We start from the raw sequence: 1,088 nt of genomic DNA on the forward strand, positions 1-1,088 counted from the left end.
CGAAGCGGGCCGAGGGGGCCCAGCTCAAGGTGAACATGCTGCTGCGCCGCCTGCCGCGGCTGCGCGACACCTCCGTCGACCCGCGCGAGGCGTTCTCCGGCACCTTTCACATCGCCGAGGGCTACGGACAGCTGGAGGCGGCCTACCGGGAGGCCGAGGCGGGCACGCTGCCGTCCGCGCCGCCGTCGGAGATCTACTGCCACTCGCTCACCGACCCGACCGTCCTCTCCCCGGAACTGGTCGAGCGCGGCTGTCAGACGCTGACGATGTTCGTACTCCAAACGCCCGCGAGGCTCTTCGCGGAGGGCAACGACGCGAAGCGCGAGACCCTGCTCAAAGGGGCGCTCGCCCAACTCGACGCACTGCTGGACGAGCCGATCGCCGACTGCCTGGCGCTCGACCGCGACGGCAGGCCGTGCATCGAGGCCAAGACCCCGCTGGACCTGGAGCGGGAGTTGCGCCTGCCCCGGGGAAACATCTTCCACCGGTCGCTGGCCTTCCCGTTCGCCGACGAGTCCAGGGGCACCGGTCGCTGGGGCGTCGAGACCTCGCACCGCAACGTGCTGCTCTGCGGCGCCGGCGCGGTACGGGGCGGCGGGGTGAGCGGGATCCCCGGCCACAACGCGGCCATGGCCGTACTGGAGGACTGAGCCACCGGGCACCGGTGGCGATGTGAGGTGGCCGTCCGGGGGCGGCGCGGTCCGCGACCGGACGGCGTGTCCGAAGGGTGAGATGGGCTTTCCGGCGGCGGCCCGCCCGTGTGAGAATCCCCGCCATGCAGCGCCAGTTCATTATTCGCGCCGGCGTGCCGGCACCGAGATAGCCTGGGGGCGATCCCTCCCAGGCGGCTCGCCGCCCGCACGCAGACCTCTCGCATTCCGCGAGGGGTCTTTTTGTTTTCGCCATCAGCGGCCCCGACACAAGCGGCCTTACCCGGCCCCCGGCAGACCTGGACAGGAAACACTCGCCATGACACACGACAGCTTTCATGTGTTCGATACGACTCTCCGTGACGGTGCGCAGCGGGAGGGCATCAATCTCACGGTGGCGGACAAGTTGACCATCGCGCGCCACTTGGATGATTTCGG

At 69.9% G+C, this 1,088-nt stretch carries 1 pseudogene; it reads left to right on the forward strand.

The features are described from left to right. Nucleotides 1-650, forward strand: a pseudogene (locus ACWF94_RS40910) (FAD-dependent oxidoreductase); the annotation flags it as partial. Nucleotides 651-1,088: the final 438 nt, after the last annotated feature.

Source organism: Streptomyces sp. NPDC055078, assembly GCF_053607985.1.